7 protein-coding genes are annotated in these 9,303 nt (G+C 41.3%); 3 read left to right on the forward strand and 4 right to left on the reverse strand.

Translation table 11 applies throughout. From position 1 onward, the window contains the following. Nucleotides 1–257 precede the first annotated feature (257 nt). Complete coding sequence (locus VLN09_RS10415) at nucleotides 258–1,055, reverse strand: SDR family oxidoreductase (protein ID WP_325246261.1); 798 nt, start codon at nucleotides 1,053–1,055, stop codon at nucleotides 258–260. Between the two features lie 267 nt (nucleotides 1,056–1,322). Here VLN09_RS10415 and VLN09_RS10420 point away from each other — a divergent pair, with 267 nt between their 5' ends. After that, nucleotides 1,323–2,639, forward strand: a complete 1,317-nt coding sequence (locus tag VLN09_RS10420; protein WP_325246263.1) for a hypothetical protein — start codon at nucleotides 1,323–1,325, stop codon at nucleotides 2,637–2,639. Between the two features lie 105 nt (nucleotides 2,640–2,744). Here the strand turns inward: VLN09_RS10420 and VLN09_RS10425 are convergent, their stop codons facing one another. Then, a complete protein-coding gene (locus VLN09_RS10425; protein ID WP_325246265.1) occupies nucleotides 2,745–4,442 on the reverse strand; it encodes a mechanosensitive ion channel in 1,698 nt (565 codons plus the stop codon). A 355-nt stretch (nucleotides 4,443–4,797) separates the two neighbouring features. On the opposite strand from VLN09_RS10425, the gene VLN09_RS10430 reads away from it, so the two are divergent. Beyond that, nucleotides 4,798–5,529 (forward strand): FKBP-type peptidyl-prolyl cis-trans isomerase, encoded by a 732-nt coding sequence (locus tag VLN09_RS10430; RefSeq protein ID WP_325246267.1) that lies wholly within the window; start codon nucleotides 4,798–4,800, stop codon nucleotides 5,527–5,529. Between the two features lie 102 nt (nucleotides 5,530–5,631). On the opposite strand, the gene argA is transcribed toward VLN09_RS10430, so the two are convergent. Continuing rightward, nucleotides 5,632–6,954, reverse strand: a complete 1,323-nt coding sequence (argA, locus tag VLN09_RS10435; protein ID WP_325246269.1) for an amino-acid N-acetyltransferase — start codon at nucleotides 6,952–6,954, stop codon at nucleotides 5,632–5,634. Nucleotides 6,955–7,390: 436 nt separating this feature from the next. On the opposite strand from argA, the gene VLN09_RS10440 reads away from it, so the two are divergent. Next, on the forward strand, nucleotides 7,391–7,978 hold the full coding sequence (locus VLN09_RS10440) for a hypothetical protein (protein ID WP_325246271.1): 588 nt from the start codon (nucleotides 7,391–7,393) through the stop codon (nucleotides 7,976–7,978). Nucleotides 7,979–8,100: 122 nt separating this feature from the next. Here the strand turns inward: VLN09_RS10440 and VLN09_RS10445 are convergent, their stop codons facing one another. After that, nucleotides 8,101–9,129: a patatin-like phospholipase family protein gene (locus tag VLN09_RS10445; RefSeq protein WP_325246273.1), complete on the reverse strand. Its 1,029-nt coding sequence runs from the start codon at nucleotides 9,127–9,129 to the stop codon at nucleotides 8,101–8,103. Nucleotides 9,130–9,303 lie beyond the last annotated feature (174 nt).

The following is a 9,303-nucleotide window of genomic DNA, read 5'->3' on the forward strand; positions in this document are numbered from 1 at the left end:
ATTTATCCTACAGGAGATATCGAAGCAGACTTGCCAAAAATCTATGCCCAATATCAAGGCGTGATGCCAAGACATCCTGAGCGCTTATCGCAGCCGTTACAAGACATCAATCAATTTGCTGACTAGTATTTTTAAATAGTCGTTCATCACGTTTATAAATAAAAAATCCCTGATATTGACGTATCAGGGATTTTTTTATACTCACTATATTTGAATCGTTAAGCATCAAGGATTTATCAAATAGCTCATTAGCACACTTAACGGTTAGAAGTACTCACACCACCATCTACTGGCAAATTGGTACCAGTAATCATAGCAGCATCGTCGCTCGCTAAAAAAGTAATGGCTGCTGCTATATCGTTTGGCATGGCACAGCGTCCGAGCGGGCTACTATCTGACGATGTACTGTTATTTGTTTGGACATTATTTATGTCATCATTGCTCATGCCATTAGTTTGAATAGCAGCTGATATATCGGCTTCCGTTACATTTGGATTGACAGCGTTGATACGCACACCATCAGTACTATGATTTGAAGCCAATGTACGGGTTAAATCAGTGATACCTGCCGTGGAGTCATGATAAGTTGCTACACTTTGATCACTATTACAGGCTGCAAATGAAGGCACATTAACGATATTGCCTTTACTCTGGATTAAGTACGGCATAGCAGTCTGACTGACATACAAAATTTCATTCAAATAGTCATCAACGGCGGATGAGCTCTGTTCAATTGATAGTCCAGAATTTTCGTCTGGCATCTGTGGTGCGTTATTCACCAATACATCGATTCTCTCAAATTTATTGATGACTCTTTTGATCATTTCTTGTACTTGGCTCTCAACACCGATATCGCAGGCAATCGTTAAAAAGTTGTCAGTATGAATCCATGTACGGTCTTGTGGGAACTCTTTAGTGATTTCTTTTAACACATCAGCAGAGCGTCCAACTAATATGACGTTGGCACCTTCATTTGCAAAACGAATGGCGGTTGCACGGCCGATAGCTGAGCCTGCACCTGTTACGATGACTGTTTTTTCTTTAAAGCGTTTCATGATATGCAGTCCTTATTATCATCCAAGAGTTATTAGGTTAATAAACTTTATTGTAGTGCAAAGTGTCGATTTATGAGTTAATCAATGCGAAAGTAATCAAGCTTTTATGTCATCATAGCAATTCACTGTGGCTAAAGCGACCGTGTATAACTGCTCTTGTGTAGTCTATTTTTTGCTAAACATCCGTGTAGCAACTATTGGGTTTATCTGCTGGGTACTCATTGCGCCATATAATATATCTTTATTTTCAATAAAAAGGTTATGACTGTGTCTCATTCAACGACATTGATATCTGATAAAAGCCCTCTTATAAATGAGATGAGCTGTTACTTACGAGCGGATATTTTAGAGATAAATCTGCCAAATATGCCAGTCATTGACCGCCATTACTATACCCATTTTTATGAATATAAGCTGCCAAAGGGTTTATTGCAGCTACTAGAGGTGGTGGTATATTTACCGAATGATAGCCTATGCACTGATGTTAAGACAAGCTGTACTGCCGTCATCAACTCTATCAACATATGGCGCAATACTGATGAGTCGACGGCCATAGATACAAATGCAGACAGCCAGTTTCCTACGGTGACTGTACTGCTTTTAGATATCCAGTATCAAAGCAGTATCACCTCTCAGGATGCACATATGCAGCGTATTCGATATGACTTTTTAGGCTGTGATGTAATAGAGAGCGCTATTATTGAAACCAATAGTAATATTCAGCCTTTACAAATATTTGGCTGGCATGACTGGCGTGCCAATTTAGAGGTGCTACAAACACCCTGTGAATTATGGCGATTTTTACTCTATCGTTTAGAGCAACTACAGCATAGTGCTAAGCGATATTGGTTAGACCCCAAAACTTTGATGGCGACTGAGTTCTTAAATAGTACAGATTTTTTGGCGCCTGCTATTGCAATAGATAACGCGCTCATAAAATATCGTCTACAAAATGAGCCTAACTCAGCATTGATAGCGATGTCGCTTGCGCAAAAAACCAATAGTCCAACCATACAAATGTATCAGCAGCATATGCAGCAAGCGGCTACTTTATGGTCACAACTTAGCATGCAGATGTTGGATATGGTATATAAAAAATCTGCGGTGCTTAAGCAAAAAGAATGCTCCGATAATTCTCTAGAAGTGGATTTTTCTCACTGGCAGCAGCAAATAGTAAATGAGTCCCTGTTTTCGCGTCATGAACTGATTCGTACTTTATACAAGCATCCCAAACAAAAAGCATACCTACAAGAGCAAGGCTATGTCGTCCATCAACATTCGTATGAGAGTTTGGGACGACATTATGTGTTGATATTTTATGGACAGGATAAAGAGGGGCAACACAGCAAAGCAGCTATTCAGCCAAATTTAGCAAAGATAGCTTTAGATGTCGCAACGCGATTGCCGATAGCAGAGCTGCACCATGTGATTGTATTGGGTATCGATTTTATTGTCGAAAATGACGATACCTTCATGGACATCGACTTATGGATTCAGCCAGTCCATGCCATGACCCAGCGTGAGCGACAACTAACTAAAAAGATTCAGCAGCTACAACAAACCAATGAGAGCAAAGCCAGTTAAGCTATTAAAGAGAAAAAAGAGGATTTGCTTAGAGCTCTTTATAATGGAGAATAAAAAAGACAGCCTAAGCTGTCTTTTTCTATTAAATAAATCAATAACGATAAACTATCTTAGATTATTAGGACCATCGATATCACTATCATCAGTTGAAATATGATTGATATCAACTGTAGAAGAATTTACATCACTGGTAGAGCTTAAGTTATTAGGTGTGATGGTGTTATTGTCTACTTGAGTTGCTCTGCTACCAAACGTATCAGTAGCTGTACTTGGCGTATTGTCACGTACTGAAGCAGCAACCTTATCTTGAGTCGATGAGCTTGGCGTCAAAGCAGATTTTGCTTTTGCTTCGTCACGTTCTCTGTCCATTTTATCCTGCATTTTGCGTAAGAAACGTGCTGCTGCTTCTTTACCACCTAGACCAAATGATAGAGCAAATGCCACGGCAACGGCACCTAAGGTTAAGCCAAATGCTAGGTTAACAATAGAGTCTGCAATACCCATCGCTTTTAGACCCATGGCAAGTACTAAGCCCATGATCAAAACGCGCACGATATTTGCTAAGAACTGTGAACCTTGTTCAGAGCGTTCGACCACACCAGCGATAATATTGGCAAGCCAAAAACCGATAAACAGGATGATCGCGCCTAGGATGATATTGGCACCAAAAGCAATAAACATCGCAATGATGGCTGAGATAGGCTCAAAACCTAATAAGTCAGCAGCGGCAATAGAGGCAAATAACATGGCAAAGAATACAATGGCATAGCCAACTAAGTCAGAAACCCTTTTATCACCCATGGTCTGTTGTAGACCAACTTTAGCAGGCAACTGATTGATTTGTGTATTTTCAAGCAAGCCTTTAATGATGTTCGCAACCATACGTACAACATAAAAAGTCACAACCAAGATAGCAATCGCCATAAAGATGTTTGGCAATGCTTCCATGATTTTGTTAAGCATGTTGGTGGCAGGACGAGCAATCACATCGATTTTTAGGGCATTTAACGCTGCAATAATCGTTGGTATGATCACTACTAAGAACGCTAATGAACCCGCAATATTCGGCAAACTGTTCTGTTCGCTGAGACCGGCTTTGGTCGCAAGCTTCTGTACATCAAAAGTAGAAACCAGATTGGTCACGATACCACGTACGACTTTGGCGATGATATAACCCACCACAAAGACAACAGCAGCAATCAGAATATTAGGGATAAAGCTGAAGATTTTATCAACCATATTGGTTAATGGAGCAAATAAACCATCTAGCTCTAATTGACCGAGTACCATGGTCAATACTATAAGCAGAATGAACCAATAAACCATATCAGCAATCGTGCTGCTCATAGGTTTTATACCAGCTTTTGCACTTAAACGCTCATCCATTGAGGTCTTAGCCAGTGCAGCATTCATAGCAGTACGGACCACTGTCGCAATAACCCAACCGATCACACCAATTGCGATCGCAGCGATAAGATTAGGGATAAAGGTCAATACTTGGTTTACCATGTTGGCAAACGGCGTTGAAATAGAATTTAGGTTCAATTGGCTTAATGCGCCAGAAATGGCAATGATGAAGATAAACCAGAAGACAATCTTAGAAATAATGCCTTCTAAGTCATAGCTTTTGCCAGTTGAAGCGTTCATACGTTGGTTGAGATTGATTTTAGATAGCACACCGCGTACGAGAGCAGCAATGCCCAAGGCGACAAGCCAACCAATGATAAAAATAAGAATAGCGCCGATGATGGAGCCGATAGGGCCACCCAGATAACCGTTGAATGATGTATACATTGGATTCATCCTGTCCTCCTGTAAGGATAATGTATCTGCTAGGCAATAACAAGGACGCGGCAATCTGAGCGTTTTATTTGCGGCAAACACACACCTATTTATTAGTATTTTTAATTAAAATTATTTAAGCACTTACTTTTTACCTTAACCAATTCAGCTTAGCTGATGTAATGGTGGAATTAAAGACAGAAAGCTTAACGTCTCACTATAGTTGTGTGATAAGTTGTTATTTTTACGGCAAATGTTAACATAGACTGTACAATTGACCGATAATTTGAAGCGAATCATAGCCGGCAAATCCAAGATTTGCTATTATAAGACCATGTGACATCTCGCCACTATTCTTACAATTTGAGAGCATTTTATGAAAAAAATCACGACCCTAAGCATCAGTGCCCTTGCAAGTGCTATGTTGTTAATCACCAGCTGTAGCACTAACAATGGCAATAAAGAAACGGCTGCTAAGAGTGTTTCAGTCACTGAACAAAGCCCAGCCGATGAAAAAGTAGGCTATAGCTTGGGCTATATGATGGCAGAAGGAAACAAGGAAGCGGTTGGGGATTTGAACCTTGATACGTTTGAAAAAGGCTTCCGTGATGGCTATGAAGGCAAAAAAGCAGCATTGACAGAAGAGCAAATGCAAGCAGTGTTGACAACCTATCAAAAAGAACAAGAAGAGAAGTTTGTGAAAGATATGGAATCTAAAGCAGGTGAAAATAAAACCAAAGGCGCTGCATTCTTAGCAGAGAATGGCAAAAAAGCTGGCGTGAAAACCACTGCTTCTGGTCTACAATATAAAGTAGTGACCGCAGGTACTGGTAAGTCACCAAAAGCGACAGATGTGGTTGAAGTAAACTACGAAGGTAAATTGATTGACGGTACCGTATTCGACAGCTCATATGAGCGCGGTGAGCCAGTTGAGTTCCCACTGAACCAAGTTATCGCTGGCTGGACTGAAGGTTTACAGTTGATGAAAGAGGGCGGTAAATATGAATTTTATATCCCATCTGACATCGCTTATGGTGAAGCGGGTAACGCAGGTATCGAGCCTAACAGCACACTTATCTTTACCGTTGAGCTATTAAAAGTAAAATAATACTTTAAAAAATAAAGCACATAAAAAAGCCCTCTTACTGTAAGAGGGCTTTTTTTGCTAAAGACATTAGCCTTTAAGTTGTCGAAGTCAATGAGCCCTTAGTTAAAGATTTTTTTGAAAGACTTTAGAGTTACGACCATTATTATATTTCTCTAGTCGCGCTTCAGGTAAGGCACTTGCCTCAACTTCAGCAAACCCTTGTTCTACAAACCAGTGTGCCGTACGAGTGGTCAGTACAAATAATTTGTGTAAACCATGACTGCGGGCTTGTTGCTCTAAAAACGCCAGTAAGTCAGCGCCGCGACTGCCGCTACGGTATTCAGGATGTACGGCAACACAAGCGACTTCTGCTGAATCTGAGTCCAATGGATAAAGGGCTGCACAGCCTAAAATCATGCCGTCACGCTCAATGACACTATAGTTATCAATCTCTTGCTCTAAGCGCTCGCGTGAGCGGCTGACCAAGATGCCTTGCTCCTCTAGCGGCGTTAATAACTCAAGAAGGCCCACCACATCATCGATATCTGCACGGCGAATCTCTTCATAAGGATCATGGCTTATCAGGGTGCCAGAACCATCACGGGTGAATAGCTCTTCAAGTAGCGCACCGTTTTTTGCATATGAGATAATATGAGTGCGATGAACCCCTTGACGACAAGCGTTACTTGCGCAGCTCAAGAAGTAATTAATTTCACAGTTCAGATTACGATCACGTAAGAAGCGATCGACCTCATTTGGAATCATCTCACGCAGCAAGCGGTCATCGTGATTGATACCCACTTCTTCACCCAAGAAAATTAGCTTGTCCGCACCTAGCGCTACTGCTGCACTGAGCGCCACGTCTTCAGCGAGTAAGTTGAAAACTTCACCAGTCGCTGAGTAACCCATTGAGCCTAAAATCACAATATGGTCATGTAGTAAGTTGTTTTTAATCGCTTCAACATCGATAGAACGAACTTCACCGGTCATTTGATAATCGACACCATCACGGATGCCATAAGGGCGTGCGGTGACAAAGTTGCCCGATACCGCATCAATACGTGAGCCATACATGGGCGAGTTTGCCAATCCCATCGACAGCTGCGCTTCGATTTGCAGACGAATAGCACCCACAGCTTGTAAGATAGACGGCATCGCAGCGCGCGGCGTTACACGAATGTCTTGATGCAGTGGCGATGCGATATCGGTATCTTTAAGGTTTTTTTCTATTTGTGGTCGCGCTCCATGCACCAATACTAGCTTGATACCCAAGCTATGCAATAGCGCAAAATCATGAATCAGCGTACTAAAATTTGCATGGTTGACTGCCTCACCACCAAACATAATCACGAACGTTTTGCCGCGATGAGTATTGATATAGGGGGCAGAGTTACGGAACCAATGGACGTATTCAGGGTTAATTTTGGGCATAGCGCTAGTAGTCATAATGGCAGCAGTAGTCGTTAGAATAAGAAAAAGGGGATGACAGAACATGGCTGTCGTCAAAGATTTACCATAGCAAAAAACACCGTTATGAGCTATCTTTTATTTTATTCGCTTTAGCATTTTCGGTATCTGTACGTCATTATAAACCTGCGTGGTCAACATCTATTATAAAAGTGTGCTGGCTATACACAACTTCAACACAGGGTTAATGTAGGTATAAATACTTTTTGTTATGCTAAGCGCTATTGCTTTACCGACAGCTTACGCAGATAATTGATAAAAATAATAACGTTTAGAAAATTTGTTTGATTAACCATGGTGCTCTATTTAAGGATAATACTCGCTGAAACATCCTTATTTTAATACTATTAAGTTTTATCAGCATTGTTTTAGATATATTGTTTTATCGATACATTAACTAGGGATAATAAATGTCATGAAGAAAAGTAACCATTTTGCGAATCCGTTTAGTGCATGGAGCGGACACCGCTTATTTCATGTTGTCGCCGGTACGCTCGTCGGTGTGATGGCAGTGACGCAAGCCTCAGCGATGTTGCCTACGCCAGAACAAGCGCTTGATAGTTCAGTGGCTATGCAGTCAAATAGTAGCCAAACCAGTCGTTCAAATGCACAAGCGGTGAATAGTAAAATCACCGCGTCATTAGTGAGTGTTGATACAAATGGTCAAGAAATACTGGTGCCTGTAAATGCCAATACGCGCTTGCAGTCAGGTAATGTCTTAGAATATCAAGGCTATTTTACCAATACCAATGCAGATCGCGTCCGCAAAATGACGGTTACGATGAGCATCCCTGAGCAAGTCGAATTATTACGTGCCGTCTCTCCTGACTTCCCCTATGGTAGTGCTGATGGCAATACCTTTGCTCGCATGCCGTTACGTGGAAAGGTTGATAATCAACTGCAAGAAATTCCATTAAAATTCTATAAAGCCGTTCGTTGGGATTTGGAAGGCGTTGGTCTAAATGATACCGTCGCGGTGAAATACCGTGCCCGTGTTAAATAAGTCAATTTTTTAGAGAAACAGTTTCTAAATAATGAAAACAAAAAGCACGACAGTTTTGACTGTGGTGCTTTTTTATTAAATAAAGATTTTTAAGCTCCGAGTATTTTAGGGCAAAAATAATATTAAAGAGTGGCATATCTGCTGCTAGATTTCTCTTTGATTAATTGCTGAATGGCAGTGATTTTGGCAGTTGTGGCTTGTGTGCCAGCCGTGATGAGGGTGCTGCGTTGGCTGGTATCTAGTGAGCTGATATGACCGACGTTGGGCATAATGATGATATCAGCGCGATCACGTTCATGCCGCATGGATGCAGCGCTATGCTTAGTCGATGACGCATTAGTATTAGCGTTATAGGCTACATTAGCGATGACATTGTTAGCGATAATATTGTTTTCAAACAACCCCCAGAAGCTGGTTAATGAATTGATAGTTGGTTTTTTATTATTCGTAGAAGTATTCGGGCTAGAAGCAGTCACATCCACGGCGATGATAATATCAGCACCTAACTCACGGGCGCTATCCACAGGCACTAAGCTGACCACACCGCCATCGATATATTTTTTACCAAATTTTTCAGGGACTCGCGGTGCAATAAAAACATTTGGCACACTACAAGATGCTTGCACGGCAAGTCCTGCATCACCCGTTCTAAAGACAGTCTTTTTCAGCGTGTGTTTTTCAGCAGCAATGGCAGCAAAGGAGATGGGGAAATTTTCTATCGGACGCTTAGCTACTTTATTATTGATAAAGTTTTTAAGTTTAATACCTTCGATAAATCCTTGGTTCGATAAGGTAAAGTCTGTTAATTCACTATCAGTGGTTGTCAGTGCTAGGCGCTCAAGCTCTTTTGCAGTATAGCCGCTTGCATACAAGCTACCCACCAAACTACCGACACTGGTGCCGACCACTAGCGTCGGTGTAATGCCATTTTCTTCTAGCGCTTTAATGACGCCTACATGAGCAAAGCCTTTAGCACCGCCACCGCCCAATACCAACGCTACCGTGGGTTTATTGGTCACTACTGGCTCAGTGGTTGATACTGGTTTCAGACTATTGCAAGCGCTCATCGATAGCCCAAATGCGATAAGTACACTCACGCGCGCCACTGTTAAATGATGCAAACATTGAGATGGGAGCGTAGAAGTAGACATAAAAATTACCTTAAATAATCGCTATCATTTAGCAAAGAAGTTATCAGTGATAGCGATGATATAAATCGCTTAGTTATCTTTAACGCTTTGCGCAGCAGTATTACTAAATAGCTCATTATAAGCAATGGCATTGTCAGTTATAATCGTAACGGCTTAGCATTTTATAAGAGATCG

The sequence above is a fragment of the Psychrobacter sp. genome, from assembly GCF_035469765.1.
Taxonomy (GTDB): Bacteria; Pseudomonadota; Gammaproteobacteria; order Pseudomonadales; family Moraxellaceae; genus Psychrobacter.

What these genes read in the sequence shown, in the direction of transcription:
- VLN09_RS10440 (WP_325246271.1), top strand. Translation starts at nt 7,391, where the DNA reads ATGAAGAAAAGTAACCATTTTGCGAATCCGTTTAGTGCATGGAGCGGA.
- VLN09_RS10445 (WP_325246273.1), bottom strand. Translation starts at nt 9,129, where the DNA reads ATGTCTACTTCTACGCTCCCATCTCAATGTTTGCATCATTTAACAGTG.
- VLN09_RS10430 (WP_325246267.1), top strand. Translation starts at nt 4,798, where the DNA reads ATGAAAAAAATCACGACCCTAAGCATCAGTGCCCTTGCAAGTGCTATG.
- VLN09_RS10425 (WP_325246265.1), bottom strand. Translation starts at nt 4,442, where the DNA reads ATGAATCCAATGTATACATCATTCAACGGTTATCTGGGTGGCCCTATC.
- VLN09_RS10415 (WP_325246261.1), bottom strand. Translation starts at nt 1,055, where the DNA reads ATGAAACGCTTTAAAGAAAAAACAGTCATCGTAACAGGTGCAGGCTCA.
- argA (WP_325246269.1), bottom strand. Translation starts at nt 6,954, where the DNA reads ATGACTACTAGCGCTATGCCCAAAATTAACCCTGAATACGTCCATTGG.